Genomic DNA, 16,011 nt, shown 5'->3' with positions numbered 1-16,011 from the left:
CAGTCCCATCTGCAATCTCCCGAGTGTCAATCAGACCCGGGGAGTGTGACATTCCAACTTTGCAGAAACAGGACACTTTAACTTTGCGGCTACAGACAATAATCGCATAAGATAGATTATGGAACTTTTTCGTGCTTGCGCTGCCGGGATGGAGACCACCTGTATCCCGCTCCTCCCTTTGTTTCCACGATAACTGTGCCGATGAAGCCGCTGCGTCAAGACCGTTGGCAGGTCAGGATAAAGCGACGATAGACAAAGGTCCGCAGCCTGTTGCGCAGATTGGCGTTTTTCCGCTGGGCCTTTGCGATCGGCTCATGGGAATGGAGTTCTATCCCCGTAAAGCCCGCGGCGGTCAACAGCGACGTCAGCATCTGCGGCCGCAGGCCACGGCCGAATGGAAGCGCCTTCATGATGGCCGCATGGCGGCTGCCCAGAGCGCCGTCATAGTTCCTGTCGACGCCAACAAGACGATCGATCAGCGCAATGAGCAGGCTCGCAAGGCGTCCGGTCGGTTTCGGCGTCGCCCAGTCGCCGTCGAAGAACAGAAGCCGGCCGCCCGGACGGAGCAGTCGGAACCATTCGCGGAACGTCTGTTCGGGCTGTGTCAAAGTCCAGACCAGATGCCGGCAGATGATTGCGTCATAGCTGGCATCGGGCTCCATGGTGTTTTCGGCATCCGCCATGATGAAACGCAGCCGCGGTTTGCCGGCGTGTTTGGCGCGCGCCACGGCCAGCATCGCCTCTGAGAAGTCGAGCGCCGTAACATCGTGGCCAAGATCGTGGATGAGCCGCGTCACCTCGCCGGTGCCGCAGGCCAGTTCGAGAACCCGTTTCGGTTCCGGGCCGATCAGCTGCCGGATCGGTACCTGCCACGCATCGGCTTCGGGACCGGCGGCGATCCTGTGTCCGAAAGCGAGATCGAAGGTCTCCGATCTTTTCGACCAATAATCGCGGATTTCTTCCTTCAGATCGAAATTGCCGCCAGCCATCGTGTCGTTCCTTTTGTGTTCTCTTTTGTGTTCCATGTCCAAGCCTGGCGAAATCATCAGTCGCAAACGTCGAATACGGTATTGAGTGTCGCAACCGTGATGGCGATTGCGATGCCGGGCCAGATCATCAGGCTCGGATGATCGAAGATGAAAACGCGATATTCGAACAGCATCGAGCCCCAGTCCGGCTTCGACGGATCGGCGCCAAGCCCGATGAAGGCCAGCGAGGCATAGGCGGTGACGGCAAAACCAGTCTGGTTTCCGGTGTGGGTCACCATCAGCGGCAGGATATTCGGCAGAAGATGCCGCAAGACCATCCGCAACGGCGGAACGCCCAGCGCCTGCGCCGCGTGCACGAAGGGTTGTCCAAGCACACGCCGGCTGAGGGAATGGGCAAGCAGGGCGGTCGGGCCGATGCCGGCAAGCCCAAGCGCCAGCCCGGCCGTCATCGGCGTCAGGCCAAAAATCGCCGCCGCCGTCAGGGCGATGATGAGCGTCGGAACGGTGATGAAGAATTCGCAACAGCGCAATACCGCCCTCTCCTGCCAGCCGCCCAGCACCGCGGCGCCGGCGCCAAGCAAGGTGCCGCCGGTAAAGGCGATGGCGCCAACCGACAGAAGCACGAGCGCGGTGCGCCACCCGCCCGCCATGAGACGCGAAAGAAGATCGCGGCCAAGATGATCGGTCCCCAGCAGATGCTGCAGCGTCATGCCGGAATGACGGGCGAGAATATCCACGGCATCCGGATCATATGGTTGCCAGACGGCGCTCAGGAGCAGGAAAAGCGCCAGGGCGGCGAGTGCGAAATACCGGACCATCAGGCGAGCCGCGGATCGAGAAGGCGCTGAAACAGCTGCACGATCAGGTTCATGACAAGCAGCCACAACGCGATGACCATCACATAGGCCTGCAGCACCATCTGGTCTCGCACCGCGATGCTCTGCACGAGGAACTGGCTGATGCCGGGAAGGTTGAAGAGGATTTCCATGGTCGCCGTCGAGCCGATGACCCACCCCGCCTCCGAACGCACCGCCGAAAGCAGGGCGTAAAATGCGCCGCGATGCGCGTGGCGCCAGAGCGCCTGGCGGTGTGAAAGCCCTTTGGCGAGAGCGGTGCGAAAATATGGCTGCCGCGTGGTCTCGATCATGTCGCGACGGTAGATGCGCGCAAACACGGCGGCCGAATGTGAGGCGATGAGAAGGACGGGCAGAACGATGGCGGTAATGTCGGTTGCGAAGGGACGGATCCAGCGCAGCTGGACGCCGAGAACCCAGAGCAGCACAAGCCCCAGCCAGAAACCGGGAACAGCCTGCACGAAGACCGAAAATGCCCGGCTGGCACGATCGGCAATGCCGCCCGGCCGCGCCGCGGCGCTGAAGCCGAGCGGCACGGCGACGGCGATGGCGACGAGCAGGCCGGAAACGCCAAGCAGGAGCGATATGGGCAGGCGGTCGCGAAACTCCGCAAAAACGGCTTCACCGGTACGGAACGATCGGCCCCAGTCGCCGGCGACGAAATCCGCAAGCCAATGCAGATAGCGCAGGATGAGCGGACGATCGAGGCCCCACCCTGCCCTCAGCGCCGCAATGGTTTCACTCGTGGCTGTCAGGTTCCAGACCCGAATGGCGATCTGCACCGGATCGGCGGGCATCCATGCGATGAGCGTGAAGGATGCGAATGAAAGCGCAATCATTCCCAACACGGAATAGAGGCCGAACCGGAGCAATTGCATCGAGCCTATTTCGCCTCGCCGATATCGGCCCGCAGGACGTAGTAATCGGAGCCCCAGGGTTCGTAATTCTGCAGCCGTTTCGAAAGGCCGACATACCACACCGGCGAGACCAGGAAGGATGCGGGAACGTCGGTAAACAGCTTCGCCTGCGCATCAAGGGCGATCGTGGCACGTTCACCGGCGTCGCCCGCCGTCGCGAAACGGTCGAGAATGGCATCGAATTCAGGCGAGGCGTATTTTGCATAATTGAGTGAGGCGTCGCTGCGCAGCATAGAATTGAGGAAAAACGCCGGGTCTCCGTTCGGGGCGGTATGCTGCGCCCAGAGCGCGATGTCGAACTCGCCGGCCGCAGCCACGTCCTGAATATTTTCCACGACCTTGGTATCGAGTTCGACGCCAATTCTGGCAAGCTGCGCCTTGACCACCGGCAGCATGGTCACGAGGTCCGGGCGCTGCGGATAGGTAATGGCGAGAAGGCGTAGCGGTGTGCCATCCTTCTCACGCTTCCCGGCCCCGTTTTTCGCCCAGCCGGCTTCGTCGAGAAGCGCGTCGGCTTTCGCAAGATCGGTCTGCCGCTGCTCCTTGCCGGCAAAGGGGAAATAGGCGGCATAAGCGCCTGTGGCCGGTTCGCCGCCATTGATGGCGGCCGCCAGTTCCTTGCGGTCGAAGCCGAGATCGAGCGCCTGGCGCACCCGCACGTCGCTGGTCACTGGCCTTCTCGTGTTCAGAAAGGCGAGATATTGATAACCGACCGGGAACGATTTGATCGTCAGATCCGGATTGGCTTTAAGGCGGCTGACGACTTCGGACGGCAGACCGAAGGCAAGATCCAGTTCGCCGGCTTCCAGTGCCAGTGTCATGCTTTGCGCATCGCCGAATCTGCGAAAATCAACCGGAGAACGCGAATTCGCGCCGGCAAAATGGGTGTTCGGCGTGAGCGTCAGCGATGTGTCCGCCTTGAAATCCGCAATCTGATACGGCCCGGTGAACAGGGCTTTCCCATCGGTTGCAGGCTTGTAGGCGATCAGCGGCCATTCCGCAAAAAGCGCCTGGAGAAAGGCCACCGGCTTTTCCGTCGTGATCATCAGCGTCAGGTCGTCGGCCGCCTTGAAATCCAGCTTTCCGCCCGTTGCGAGCGCCGCCTTGTTGGTCGCAAATGTATGATCGAAACCGGCGGCAAGGGCAGCCGCCGTCACAGGCGAACCATCGGAGAAGGCGCGGCCCGGTTTCAGTGTCACTTTCCAGTTGAGATCACCGGTGCGTTCCGCTTTTTCGGCAAGACCGGGCACAAGCCGCCCTTGCCGGTCGACGGTGAAGAGGTTTTCACCCACGCCATGGCTGACGAGCGCCCAGCCGTTCGATCCCTTCGCCGGGTCGAGACCGCTCGTGATATAGGTGGCGCCGACGCGCAATGGTTCGGTGGCGAGAGCGCTGGCGCCCACGCCCGTGATCAAGGCCGCAAGCCCGGCCGCGGCCAGACGTGAAAAGCTCTTTGCCGACATTCTATTTCCTCTCATTTTATTGGGGCAGATTGCGAAGCCGCTGTTTGCGGCCGGTCGGGTGATAGGCGAAATCTTCAACGACGCGGCCACCCAGCAGGTGTTCGGCAACGATACGGTCGACAGCCTCCTCCGTGACGCCGCCATAATAGGTGCCCTCGGGAAAGACCTGCAGGACAGGCGCAAGGTTGCAGGGGCCAAGACAGGTGGACTTGGCGGTCATGGTGCCCTCACCCGTGACCCGAAGCTTCTGCCGTTCCTGCTGGTTGCGCAGATGGCCCCAGATCGCATCCGCACCCGCCGAATTGCACGGACCACCCTGGCAGACAAGCACGCGACGCTTCTGTGCCGGCACCAGAGACCCCTCGCCGGCGGACCGGAGCGACGCCGGAAGATCAAGCGGCTGCGCCGTTTCGGCAAGATCTTGAAGCAGGCGCGCCATCAGGCTGCTCGATGTGGGGCTTGCCGTGACCGAAAGGGATGGCCATGGCCTGACATCGCCTGCCCGCCATCGTTTCAGTGTCTTCGTCATCCAGTTGTGAAAGCTCGGCTCCAGCGGCAGCATCAGCGAAATGATCAGGATATGGCCGACACCCTCATCGATCAGCGCAAACAGCGCTTCGCGGAGTGACGGCGTTCCCTGCTCCGTGAAGGCGATGCGAACGGTCTGCGCGCCGCAAAGCCCCTCGGCCTGCACCGCCAGACGCTGCATGTCCTGATGCGGCGCGGCGGCAAAGGCCGATTTGGCGACAAGCAGCACGGCGTCAGGCGCAGCTCTCCGGTATTGGGTTGGGTCGGTCCTGTCTGTCACATTGCCTCATTCACGAGGCGGCGTCGAAAATGACAGGGTCTCCGGCAAGAAACCGGACACAGCCATCATTCCCATGGCACCCCCCGACCACGGAATTACTTGATGTCAGGCAGGTCTCCTGGCTTGCGGGTCGAGGCCGTCTCACCTGTCTTCCCGGCATTGCTGCCAGTGACATCGTTGGCGATCGGCTCACCGCTTACAGTTGCGGGACAGCTCCGGATTTCAACCGGATTCCCTCTTAGCTTCCGCAGGGTGGCGGAAGAACCATGACGGAGCGACCCTACACTGCCGCCGGTTACTGTCAACCGCCTGCATGGGTAGTCTGAATTCTGCGCAACAGATCCTTGCAGATTTGTAACGTTATAAAGTAACGTTAAGCATGAGACATGGGAGGCCGTCAAGGCTCTCTTTCATGAAACTGGCCGCAAGACCGCTGGTAATCAGCTGTCGGATGTCTGTGGCTCACGTCTCCGAGCGACAGGCGCCGGGAACCTCGCCTTTTGCCATTGTCAGATAATCGACCACGGCGCGGGCATGCACGGGAAGTCCGGCGAAACTTCGCGCGCAGATCAGAAGATGCCGGCTTGCCCAGACATCGGAGATCGCGACGGTGCTGAAGGGCAATTCAGCCTGATATCTCAGGGCGTAAACCTCCGGCACGATGGCAAGCCCGACACCGCTGCTGACCATGGCGCAGATATCCTCGAAACTATCCAGACGGATGCGCAATTTGAACGGCCGGCCCTCGCGCGCCGCATGGATTGCCAGATGCCCCTGAAGCGCGCTTTCCGCCGGCAGCCCGACAAAAGGCTCGTCGAGAAGTTCCACGAAAGCGACGGTAGTCCGGTCCGCGAAAGGATGGCTGGCGGGTGTGATCAGAACCAGCCGGTCGATCTCGAAAGGACGCGTTTCCAGCGTTCCCGTATCGGTCGTATCCGCCGCAATGCCGAGGTCGGCTTGCCCGGCGGCCACCGCCGCAACCACATCCGGGCTCTGGCGCTCCTCGAGGTCTATGTCGATCGTCGGATGATCCACGAGATATTGACGAAGCGCGGCGGGTAGATGCGCCATTGCCGCGCGGCCGGAAAATATGCGGATCTGCCCCCGCAATCCGCGCGCATAAAGCTGCAGATCACCCCTCATCTGCTCCATCTGCCCGAGAACGATGCGGGCGTGGTGGGCCAGCGCCTCCCCTGCCGGTGTCGCCCGGACACCGCGGGCGCCACGATCGAGAAGCGATACGCCGCTCATCTCCTCCATGCCGCGGATACGGGCGCTCGCCGAAGGCAAGGCCATGCCGGAGCGATCTGCCCCCTGCGTAATGCTCTCCGCCTCGACCACGTGAAGGAACAGACGGAGGTCGGTCAAGTCGAAGCGCATTCGCCCCCTCCAATCCGGACCCTTCGGATTCTCCTAAGGGCTCCCTTGTATCTTCCGCATTGTGCGAAGTCACGGATCGCGATCATTGTCGCCACAGTTTTATTGACCCGGAACAACAATCCATGGATGCCTCAGAAGCCCTCCTCCGCGCCATCGCCTTCAGATTGATGTTGCTTGTCCTCGCTGTTTTTGCCGCAAGGGCGCTTCCCGACAACAGACCGGCCATTGACACAACCGTGACGGCGGCGGTCGCTTACGGATCCCTATCTTCGGACCGCGCCATCACGGCTGACGCGATCTTGCACGACTAGAAGCCGGGTGCGGCTGCGCAACGCGAAATCAAACCAGCTTCGCATCGTAAAGCCGCTCCATGAAACCGCGCGGCGCCACCGTTCGTGAAATTTCGGCCAGCGGAAATCCGCTTCCGGCCAATGGCAGAAAACCTTTCTCGAAGGCATAGTCGAGATAACGCATCATCAGCATCACGTCGCATTCGTGGCAGCTTATTCCGGTTCCGGCGAGTGCTTGGCGGGCATTGCTGGTGTCGTATCTGGCGCTGTCACGCACATAGTCGGCATTGCCCAGCATCGACAGAAGGTCGGTGAAGACCGAGCTGTAGGCCTTGCCTTCACGCAGCATCCGGCCCTGATTGAGCGCATCGAAATAATTGTCGCGCGACAGTTCCCGCACGACGTAGCCGCAATCGCGCACCTGTTCCACCAGCGTATTCCAGTCGATCGGCCTCGGATTGACGAGATTGAAGGTGCGGCGATTGTGGGCGCGCCAGTTCATGGCGAGGTGAAGGCTCGCCCGCGCCACATAATCGACCGGCGTAATGTCGAAATCCTCGTCCGATGCGAAGGTGAAGCCGGTTTCCACGATGGCGCGCACGGCTTCGTAATAGATTCCCTTCACCTTTGTCTGTGTCAGCGGATAACGACCGGTGCGGCTGTCGCCCCAGATATTGCCCGGCCGCACGATGATGAAATCCAGCCCCTTTTGCCCGGCGGCATGCATCAGCTTTTCCGACTCGAATTTGGAGCGTTCGTAGTCCATGTCGGGAAAACGCTGACCCACATCGAGCGCATCCTCAAGCAGCGTGAACTCTTCATGCAGCTTGTCGCCGATCACGCTGAAGCTCGATGTGTGCATCAGCGGAATGTTACCCTCTAGGCAAAACTCCGCCATATTGGCCGAACCGCCGACATTGACGGGCGCGATCTTGCCGTAGGAGGCGATGAGGTTCACATTGGCCGCGCAATGCAGCGCAAGATCGACCCTGGCGGCAAGATCATGCCACACCTGCCGTTGCAGGCCGAGCTGCGATCTGGACACGTCGCCGAGAACCGGCACGATGCGCGCGGCGGCTTCGCCCTTGAGACTGCGCTCCTCGTCGTAGCAGAACAGGACGCTCTCGATCTTGCCCATCGCCTCCGCCGTATCGGCGGCGCGTACGAGGCAATGAACCGTGGCCTTCGTCGTGCTCAGCACCTCCTGCAGCAGGCGCCCGCCCATGACGCCCGTCGCCCCGGTCAGCAGGATATTTTCCACGCCGTTATGATAAGTCATTGCCGATCTCCGTTCAAAGCGTTCCGACCCGCATGCCGCCATCCATCGGGATCACCGCGGCATTGAGATAATTGGTTTTGCAGGTGGCCAGGAAAGTGACGACTTCCGCCACGTCTTCCGGCGTGCCCCATCGCCCGACCGGCACGATCGAGCGCACGAGACGTTCATCGGCCACCGTGTCGTTAATGCCCTCCTGCTCGAAGGGTTTGGACATGTTGGTCTTGCAGATGCCCGGCGCGATTGCCGTGACGCTGATATTGAACTGTCCGAGTTCCTGCGCCCAGGATTCCGAGGCCTTGATGAGACCGGCCTTGGAGGCGGCGTAGGCCGCCCCGCCGCCGGCTCCCCAGATCCCCGCAATCGAGGCGATGTTGATGACACGCCCGTAACGCTGGCGCACCATCGGGCGCGTGAAGACGCCGGTGCAGTTGAAAGCGCCGGCAAGGTTGACGTCGATGACCTTGCGCGACTGCGTCTGGCTGCGGTCGTTGACGCAATAGGTACGGTCGAGAATGCCGGCATTGTTGACCAACACGGTCACCGGCAGTCCCATTGTTTCGGCAATCGTCTCCGCAGCCTGCTCGACGCTGGCATGGTCCGTCACATCCATCGGAAAGGTGCCGAGGCGTCCGGCATTGCCGGCCGCCCGCGCAAGGGCCTGAAGAGCCGCAGCGTCGATGTCCGTCGCCGCCACCGCATACCCCACCTCAAGCAATGCAAGGGTAATGGCGGCGCCGAAGCCGCCGGAAGCGCCCGTAACGACCGCGATTTGCTGGCTCACGCGACCTCCTCGTCCTTGAAGGCGATTTCCATGACCTTGCGGGCATTGACGAGCGCATCGGAGATGCGTTCCTCGAAGAAATGCACGTCGTCCTGGTTCATCAGCAGGTTGGAATAGATGCGCGACAGCGGCGAGAACTGGATGCCGTGGCGCTTGCTCACCTCGCGGATGATGATGTCGCAGAACTTCACCTTGTGCGAATAGCCCTCGGAACGATCCACCGGCTCTTCCTGCGAATGATAGACCAGCGCCGTCGGCATGCCCTGAATGACGAGCGGCATGCCGGCAGCCTTGGCCGCCCTGGTGAAGACGCCGGAAATCTGTTCGGTGTAACGGCGCATCCGGTCGTAGCAACCGGGGTCCTTTTCAACGATGTCGAAAGTCGCCTTGATGGCGGCAAGTCCGAGCGGATAACCGTTGAATGTGCCGGCATGAATGACCTTGCCGCGCGTATAGAGGTCCATGATGTCGCGCCGGCCGGCAATGGCGGAAATCGGCATCGATCCGCCGCCGAGCGCCTTGCCGAAGGTGGCAAGATGCGGGGTGACGCCGAGAATATCCTGCGCGCCGCCGAGACCGAGGCGCACGCCGGTGATGATCTCGTCGAAGATCAGCACGATATTGTGCTCCTCGCACAGTTCCTTGGTGCGCTCCAGATATCCTTCGACCGGGAAGATGCCGCCGCCATTGATGCAGATCGGTTCCATCAGCACGGCGGCGATCTCGTTGCCGTAGCGGCGGATGGTGGCTTCCAGCGCATGGATGTCGTTCCATGGCAGCATGAAGCTCTGGCTTTCCAGCACGCCTTCGGCCCGGCCGAGCGTATCGAGCATGTCGCCCTGGTATTTTTCCGGCACGGGGAAATCGAGATTGTCTTTCTTGCGGAAGCCCATGACGTTGTCCGCATTGCCATGATAATGGCCGTGGAAACGGATGAAGCGGTTCTTGCCGGTAAAACCGCGCGCCAGCCGCAGCGCATTCTGCACCGCCTCGGTGCCGCTCAGGCAAAAACGCACCATCTCGGCGCAGGGAATGTGCCGGATCATCAGTTCCGCCACCTCGACCTCCAGATCGCAGGTGTCGACGGACGTGACTTTTTCCATGTAGCGGATCAGCGCCTCATTATAGGCCTCGTTATGATGACCGACAAAAAGCGCGCCAAATTTGCAGAAGAGATCCAGGTGCTCGTTGCCGTCCAGATCCCAGACGCGGGAATTACGGCCCCTGTTGAAGGGCACCACGAAGGCGCGCTCGGCATCGCCAAAATTATAGTGGGTGCCGCCGGGCATCAGTTCCCAGAGCCGCTTGTAGAAATCGCGCGAGATCTTGAGCGTCAGTTTGCTGTCCGTATCGGTGATCATGACTGTGCCTTCTCCAGTTTGGCCGGCGTGGCTGCCGGATCGGTTGCGGTTGACAGGGATGGAATTTGCGGCGCCGGCTGACCGCCGGGATTTTCTGTCCATGGCCGGTAGCGGTAGAGTGCGTCCGGCACGGACATGCCCGCATGTTTCAGCGCTTCAAGCCGCACAAGATAGGCCGTGTTGCGCATCAGGAGTTCAGCGATCGTGACGACGGAACGGCGCTCCACCGGCTCGTAGGGGCTGCCGCGCAGCCATTCGTTGATCGCGCCCATGGCCGGGCCGCACCATATCTGGTAGTCGACGGCGCGCGTCTTTTCACCGGCGATTGCCCAGCGGGAGGACTGGCCAAGATACCATTGGAAGACCAGCGCCATGCGCTTCTTCGCATGCGCCTGCGCCGCCTCGATAATTCTCGGATTGCCGCGCGCCGCAAAGAACTGCCGGGTCTCTTCCCATACCTGCGGCAATGAGCGGTGGAAAACTCCGTTTTCCAGGCTGGCGATCTCGGCGGCCGGAATATCCTCGAGCCCGTCATACTGCTTGTAGAGATTGTAGAGTTTCTGGGCACGCATGGCATACATGCTGCCGCCCTTCAGCACCTGCACCTTCGAGCCGATCTCGAACATGTCGGCGGAGGGCGCCATCGCCATGTCGTCCATCCTGGCGCGCCCCAGCAGGGTCTTCACCTGCGGCGAGGTGTCGGCCTCGATGCAGGCCTGATTGACCGACCCGGTGCAGACATAGGCCGCGCCCATGGCGAAGGCGGCATGGACCGCCTGCGGATTGCCGATGCCGCCGGCGGCGCCGACGCGGATACGGAACATCTCGCCGCGCATGTCGGCAATCTCGTCGCGGAGCGCCGCAATGGAAGGAAAAGCGCAGTTCAGCACGCCGTTGTCGGTATGGCCGCCCGAATTGGCTTCGACGGTGATGTCGTCGGCCATCGGCACTTCGCCGGCCATGGCGGCCTGACCGGCGGAGATAAGGCCGTCCTCGACCAGCCTGGCGAGGATTTTTTCAGGGGCCGGATTGATGAAATGCTGTGCCACCTCGCGCCGCGAAACCTTGGCAATGATGCGATGGCGGATTTCGATCGCCCCCTGCCCGTCACGGACAAGTCCAGCCGCCCGCCAGTAGACGATCGCCGGTGAAAGGGTCATGTAGGCCGAGGCCTCAACCACCTTGACGTCGTGGTGAATGCACAGGCGCACCACATCCATTTCCCATTCGGCGTCCGCGGGATTGTGCAGCAGATTGACGCCGTAAGGCCCCTGCGGCAGGGCAGCCCTCATGCGCGCCAGCGCCGAGGCGACACGCTCCCTGCCGAGGCCACCCGCACCGAAAAAACCCAGAAGCCGCTCTTTTCCGAGCGCGATCGCCATCTCGTCGGAATGGATGCCATTGGCCATCGCACCGGCGTAATAGGCCATGCCGACCCCGTAGTCGCGCAGGAAACCCGGATCGCCGAGCTGACCGGGCATCAGGGCTGGCACGATGCCACGGCACGACTGCGGATCGCCGCAGACGGTTTCGAGCGACAGGTTGCCTCCGGGGTCGACAACGTAAAGGCGTTTTTCAAGATCGGCGAGGAGCCTGCCCATGGCCTCGACGGAAGCGGCGGCGATGTCCGACGGTTTCCGCCGGAAGCGCGGATTGGAGCTGATTTGCGGGTTCTCGTTCATGCTGCGGCCACCCATGATGATTGCTGGTTGCGGCGGCGGGCAAAACCGGCGCCAAGATTGTCGCAAATGCCGATGACATTGCCCCTGTGGATGATCTCGGCGACAAAGACGAAGGATGCGGTCTCCAGCGTCACAGCGTCTTCGCCATAAGCGAGGTCGATCGATTTGCAGGTCAGGCGGTAACGCAGCGTATCGCGCTGCGGCTTCACCTCGCCGCGGAACTTGGCGCTATATTGGTGATCGGTGAGCGTATGTCCGCCGAGACCGGGAACCGAATAGAGCCCGAGATAGGCAAGGTAGAATTTCAGCAATTGCTCGCAGCCTTCCACCAGCAATGTTCCCGGCACACAGGGATCGTTCTTGAAATGTGCCTTGAAAGCCCAATGATCGGGGTCGATATCGCGCTCGCCAACCACGACACCCAAGCCGAAAGCGCCGCCCTTGGGGTCAACCTCCACCACCCGGTCGAGCATTCTGGCCATGCGTGTCCACAGCTTCGACGCGGGCGTCGCGGTCGCGTAATCGGCGCCGAAGCAGCCTGCCGGATCGCCTTCGCCAAGCGCCTCGATATCTTCCTCGTCGAAACGGTCCCTGGTGCAGTTGCGCAATGGGGTGAAGGGCTGGCGCGGCGCGCCGTCAGTCTTCAGGAACGGCGTCGGATCGACACCCTTGGACCTCTCCAGATCGCGCGGCAGGAAAAAGCCGGAATTCGCCTCCAGCCGGAAGACGGGCCTGTCGTCGGCAAGGCACCAATATTCATAGGAAACCAGAATGTTGCGGCCGACCTTGAGGAAGGACTTGATATCCACCCGCCCCCGCAGCAATTCACCGGCCCGCGGCATGTCGCCGTAAACGAAGGTGCGGCTGTCCACAGCCCGGTAGCGCAGCTCCCCCTTGAACAGCTGGTCGCAACCGATGAGCGTGAAGGCGACGATCATCGCATGGGAGGATTCCAGCGCCACGAAAGCCGGCACCTTGCCTTCGCACATGAACCAGGCATCCGCTGGCAGATCGAGCTCCCATTCGATCCGGCAGGGCTCCAGCGCCCCGGCCCTGGCGGTGGTGGCGGTAATGCGCGAGGCGAACATATAGGGCGGCGACGGCATGCGCGTGCGCACCGCATAGGTGTCGGCCTGCGCATAATCTGAGCCGAGAACGCGGCTGACCGCGCCGTCCGTCAGCTCGATCAGCTGCGCTTCGTCAAACAGCGCGGCGCGTGCGGGAGGAGCTGTTTCACTGGCCATGATGCCGCGCAGGCGACGGTAAAATGCCTGCTCGGTTTGCATGAAACGCAGGTTCGTCCGGGCATTGCGGATCGCCTGCCGCTGCTGCCAGTTCAGCGGCAGGCGTTGAAAGCAGCCGGCGGCCGGGCTGTCGAAAGCTTCGGTCGCCGCTGCCGGGGACATCTTGGGCCGGGTCATAGGCGGGGATTTTCCAAACAGGGCAAAATTGGCCGGATCGAGAATGATCTCGGCCATGATCCGTTCGCGTCCGGTAAAGACCCGGACGAGCAGCGGATCGGCCGCCCGAACCGGCGTGGCGTCAGCCGTCGCGTGCGGTCTCGCCACCATCGGGCTCTCCAGCAGGATATGCGTATAGGCCCTGTCCACTCCCATGCCGCTGATCGCGGCCAGTTGCGGACCTGCCCGACGCTGCGGCGACAGGCCGTAATGCAGAACCAGCGCCGTGTGGATGAGGCTGAGCATGCCGGCGGCCGCGCCGAGATGGCCGTAATGGCTCTTTGAACTGCCCGAAGGAACGGGGACGCCATAAATCCTGGCAAGCCCCTCCGCCTCGCTCCGCGCCTCGGCGTCATCCGTAAGGCTGTAGCGCTCGAGATAACTTATCTGCTGCGGCGTCACACCCGCCTTTTGCAGGCAGGCCTCGGCCGCTTCGGCCACGGTTTGCGCCGAGGCCTGGAAAGTGGCGTGGGGCGTCGTGTCATGACGGATTTCAAGCCCGCGCAGACGTGCATAGGCGCGTCCGGCCGCCCCGCTACCGGCCTTTTCAAGCATCAGCACGCCACAACCTTCCCCCACGGGCTGGCTGCGGTGCGGATTGGCATGGAGCATGTTTTCCAGTCCGCCATCGCAGGCGCTGCTGGCGAGTATGACCGCCTCGACCATGTTCTCGGCAAGCATGTAACGCGCCAGTTGCAAACCCTTGAAAGCCGAGCTCTCATGCGCGCAAAGGGCAAATGCCGGCCCGTCCAGCCGCAGATGCGCCGCCACCCGGCTTGCCGCTATATTGCCGACACCACCGGTAATGCCTTCCGCAAAGGGTTCCGGAAACAGACTGTCCTTGACGATCCTCTGCAGACCGTCGAGCTGTTCGGCAGACAGCGCGATGCCGGATCGGGCAAGGCTGTCGCGCAATTGCCAGCCGATTTCGTTGCGCGCCTGATATCGCAGGCAGCTGTGATCGACATCCCGCGCAACGATGACGGCAATGTTGCGTCTCTGCCCGTCGAGCACATAACCCGCATCGAGAAATGCCCGCTCGGCCACCGGCAGCAGAAAGGCATGTGCCAGAAGATGATTGCCGATGACCTTCGGCGGCAGCTTGAAATGGCGGCAATCGAAATCGAAGCTTTCGATATAACCGCCGGCCGGCGCCGCCTTGATCCCTCCGAGAGCGAGAATATCGGCACGCTTTTCAAGGCCGAGCCAGCGCGTGCGCGGCAATGGCTGCAACCAGTGGCGCCCGGTCGCGATCGTGTCGCGGAATGTCTCGACATTGTCCGTTCCCGGCAGGGCCATGGCGATGCCGACAATATCCACCGCCGCCGGCCCGGCGGCCGGCGCCGCCGCAGCGGAAACGGCGGCTGCCGCGTTGCCGGCAATATGCTCACGCAGCACCATATGGCCATTGACGCCACCAAAACCGAAGGCATTGATGCCGGCGCGGCGGGGGTTTTCGCCGCGCGCCCACCGTCGGTTTTCCCGCACGATGTGATCGCGCTTCACCAGGCCCTGCGGCGTGGCGACCGGGTTGTCGATATCGAGCGTTGCCGGTATCAGCTCGTGGCGCATCGCCAGCAGCACCTTCAAGAGGCTCGCCATGCCCGAAGCGGTCAGGCTGTGGCCGTTATTGGCCTTGTTGGCGCCGAGAAGCGGTATCGATGTTTCGCCGAAAAAGCGCTCGATGGTCGAAAGCTCCACCTGGTCTCCCGCCGGCGTGCCCGTCGCGTGGCATTCCAGATAATCGATCCGAGGCGAAAGGCCGGCATAGGCGCGTTGCAGCGCCAGCATCTGCCCATGCGGATCGGGCAGCAACATATGTTTGGCGCCGCCATCGTTCGACACGCCAATCGCCTCGATGACGCCGTAAATCCTGTCGCCGTCCCGCAGCGCGTCCTCGTAGCGTTTCAGCGCCACGATCCCCGCGCCTTCGCCTGCCTTCAGCCCCTGCGAGGCCCGGTCGAAAGGAACCGAGCGCCCATCGGTTGGGAAGGCCTGCAAGACGTTGAAACCATGGTCGAGATAGATATGGTCCGCATGGCAGACCGCGCCCGCCAGCATCATGTCGGCGCTGCCGTCGAGGAGATAGGCGCTCGCCACGCGAATGGCGTAGAGCGCGGACGAGCAGGCCGCGTCGATCGCGTAGGTCGGCCCCGAAAGACCGAGCGCCAGGGCCGCAATCGTGGCATTGTGACTGCCTGTCATGAGATTGAGGCCGGACAGGCCGCTGGCATCCCAATAGGCCGGGAAGGAAAAATCCGGCCGGTCCAGCAGCTGGCGCAGATAAGGTTCGAGAATGCGGTGATAGAAGCCGGACATCAGGCGCTTTCCGGAATGCGTCGGCATGCCGATATTGCCGGCGATCAGGCCGCAGCGCTGCGGGGACGCGCCGCTATCCTCAAGCGCCTGGCGCGCGGCATGCATCGTCCAGTGAAACAACGGGTCGAGCGCGGCAAGGTCCCCGGCCGGCAGGCGATACCCCACCGCATCGAAACGGAAATCACGCACATGGCCGTTCCGGTTGTAGCAGATATGATCGGCAGTTCCCGGTTCCGGATGATGATAAAGGGCTGGATCGACCCCCAGTTCGGCTGCGGAGAGCGGCGAGGTGCAGTCCCTGCCCTCGACCAGGTTGCGCCAGTAACGATCCGGGGAATCCGACCCGGGAAAGACGCATCCAAGCCCGGTAATTGCTATCTGTCCCATCGCCATCATCCTTCCTCAGATAAGGCGCAGAGGGAGAGCGT

Annotated in this window: 11 protein-coding genes and 1 riboswitch; all 11 genes read right to left on the bottom strand. The window is 62.2% G+C overall.

Translation table 11 applies throughout. From position 1 onward, the window contains the following. Positions 1-215: 215 nt before the first annotated feature. The 11 genes from ACI2KA_RS14055 to ACI2KA_RS14005 all read right to left on the bottom strand — a co-directional run bounded on the left by ACI2KA_RS14055 (position 216) and on the right by ACI2KA_RS14005 (position 15,970). Entirely contained in the window at positions 216-989 is a 774-nt protein-coding gene (locus ACI2KA_RS14055) for a methyltransferase domain-containing protein (RefSeq protein WP_404502975.1), read from the bottom strand. 56 nt (positions 990-1,045) lie between these two features. Beyond that, positions 1,046-1,807: an ABC transporter permease gene (locus ACI2KA_RS14050; RefSeq protein ID WP_404502973.1), complete on the bottom strand. Its 762-nt coding sequence runs from the start codon at positions 1,805-1,807 to the stop codon at positions 1,046-1,048. Further along, entirely contained in the window at positions 1,807-2,721 is a 915-nt protein-coding gene (locus tag ACI2KA_RS14045; RefSeq protein ID WP_404502971.1) for an ABC transporter permease, read from the bottom strand. The genes ACI2KA_RS14050 and ACI2KA_RS14045 overlap by 1 nt, the downstream gene beginning before the upstream one ends. Before the next feature lie 5 nt (positions 2,722-2,726). Beyond that, positions 2,727-4,223: an ABC transporter substrate-binding protein gene (locus ACI2KA_RS14040; protein WP_404502969.1), complete on the bottom strand. Its 1,497-nt coding sequence runs from the start codon at positions 4,221-4,223 to the stop codon at positions 2,727-2,729. Between the two features lie 16 nt (positions 4,224-4,239). After that, entirely contained in the window at positions 4,240-5,031 is a 792-nt protein-coding gene (locus ACI2KA_RS14035) for a (2Fe-2S) ferredoxin domain-containing protein (RefSeq protein ID WP_404502967.1), read from the bottom strand. A gap of 91 nt (positions 5,032-5,122) precedes the next feature. Continuing rightward, positions 5,123-5,315, bottom strand: a riboswitch (cobalamin riboswitch). Positions 5,316-5,493: 178 nt separating this feature from the next. Next, complete coding sequence (locus ACI2KA_RS14030) at positions 5,494-6,411, bottom strand: LysR family transcriptional regulator (RefSeq protein ID WP_404502965.1); 918 nt, start codon at positions 6,409-6,411, stop codon at positions 5,494-5,496. A 339-nt stretch (positions 6,412-6,750) separates the two neighbouring features. Then, positions 6,751-7,980 carry a thioester reductase domain-containing protein gene (locus tag ACI2KA_RS14025; RefSeq protein ID WP_404502963.1) on the bottom strand — a complete coding sequence of 410 codons (1,230 nt, stop codon included), beginning with the start codon at positions 7,978-7,980 and terminating at the stop codon, positions 6,751-6,753. Positions 7,981-7,993: 13 nt separating this feature from the next. Further along, positions 7,994-8,761, bottom strand: coding sequence for an SDR family NAD(P)-dependent oxidoreductase (locus ACI2KA_RS14020; protein ID WP_404502961.1), 768 nt, complete (start codon positions 8,759-8,761; stop codon positions 7,994-7,996). Then, a complete protein-coding gene (locus ACI2KA_RS14015) occupies positions 8,758-10,122 on the bottom strand; it encodes an aspartate aminotransferase family protein (protein WP_404502959.1) in 1,365 nt (454 codons plus the stop codon). The genes ACI2KA_RS14020 and ACI2KA_RS14015 overlap by 4 nt, the downstream gene beginning before the upstream one ends. After that, the gene (locus tag ACI2KA_RS14010) at positions 10,119-11,804 is read right to left on the bottom strand and encodes a PfaD family polyunsaturated fatty acid/polyketide biosynthesis protein (RefSeq protein ID WP_404502957.1); all 1,686 of its coding nucleotides are present in this window, start codon (positions 11,802-11,804) and stop codon (positions 10,119-10,121) included. The genes ACI2KA_RS14015 and ACI2KA_RS14010 overlap by 4 nt, the downstream gene beginning before the upstream one ends. Beyond that, a complete protein-coding gene (locus ACI2KA_RS14005; RefSeq protein ID WP_404502955.1) occupies positions 11,801-15,970 on the bottom strand; it encodes a beta-ketoacyl synthase N-terminal-like domain-containing protein in 4,170 nt (1,389 codons plus the stop codon). The genes ACI2KA_RS14010 and ACI2KA_RS14005 overlap by 4 nt, the downstream gene beginning before the upstream one ends. Between the last annotated feature and the right edge of the window lie 41 nt (positions 15,971-16,011).

The organism is Agrobacterium sp. NPDC089420, from assembly GCF_044900305.1.
Taxonomy (GTDB): domain Bacteria; phylum Pseudomonadota; class Alphaproteobacteria; order Rhizobiales; family Rhizobiaceae; genus Agrobacterium.
This window is presented reverse-complemented; position numbering and strand designations above follow the sequence as displayed.

Bases quoted from the DNA above. Each gene is read 5' to 3' on its own strand.
- ACI2KA_RS14030 (WP_404502965.1), bottom strand. From the start codon at position 6,411: ATGCGCTTCGACTTGACCGACCTCCGTCTGTTCCTTCACGTGGTCGAG.
- ACI2KA_RS14025 (WP_404502963.1), bottom strand. From the start codon at position 7,980: ATGACTTATCATAACGGCGTGGAAAATATCCTGCTGACCGGGGCGACG.
- ACI2KA_RS14005 (WP_404502955.1), bottom strand. From the start codon at position 15,970: ATGGGACAGATAGCAATTACCGGGCTTGGATGCGTCTTTCCCGGGTCG.
- ACI2KA_RS14055 (WP_404502975.1), bottom strand. From the start codon at position 989: ATGGCTGGCGGCAATTTCGATCTGAAGGAAGAAATCCGCGATTATTGG.
- ACI2KA_RS14040 (WP_404502969.1), bottom strand. From the start codon at position 4,223: ATGTCGGCAAAGAGCTTTTCACGTCTGGCCGCGGCCGGGCTTGCGGCC.
- ACI2KA_RS14015 (WP_404502959.1), bottom strand. From the start codon at position 10,122: ATGATCACCGATACGGACAGCAAACTGACGCTCAAGATCTCGCGCGAT.
- ACI2KA_RS14010 (WP_404502957.1), bottom strand. From the start codon at position 11,804: ATGAACGAGAACCCGCAAATCAGCTCCAATCCGCGCTTCCGGCGGAAA.
- ACI2KA_RS14050 (WP_404502973.1), bottom strand. From the start codon at position 1,807: ATGGTCCGGTATTTCGCACTCGCCGCCCTGGCGCTTTTCCTGCTCCTG.
- ACI2KA_RS14045 (WP_404502971.1), bottom strand. From the start codon at position 2,721: ATGCAATTGCTCCGGTTCGGCCTCTATTCCGTGTTGGGAATGATTGCG.